Raw genomic sequence first — 229 nt, 5'->3', positions numbered from 1 at the left:
GCCCTTGAGCGCGTCGTAGAGATCGGCGAGCGGCACGTCGCCCGCTTCGCGCTTCAGGTAGAGGCTGAACGCGCGGTCGTAAAGCTCGCGCCCTTGCGGCGCGTCGAGCGTCAGATCGAAACATTCGAGAACGAATTCGGCAATCCTGTCCGCGTCGACGAGCAGACGCTCCGCTGTTTTTCGATCCATATCATTCACCTGCCGCTAATACCTGATGCCAGGCGGCGGA

At 61.6% G+C, this 229-nt stretch carries 1 protein-coding gene; it reads right to left on the bottom strand.

What is annotated here, in order from left to right; translation table 11 throughout:
- Positions 1–189: hypothetical protein (locus SB816_RS35480; RefSeq protein WP_410548682.1), on the bottom strand; the 189-nt coding region annotated here is incomplete at its 3' end.
- Positions 190–229 lie beyond the last annotated feature (40 nt).

The organism is Achromobacter sp. SIMBA_011 (assembly GCF_046535435.1).
In the GTDB taxonomy this organism is placed as follows: domain Bacteria; phylum Pseudomonadota; class Gammaproteobacteria; order Burkholderiales; family Burkholderiaceae_B; genus Achromobacter; species Achromobacter dolens.
This window is presented reverse-complemented; position numbering and strand designations above follow the sequence as displayed.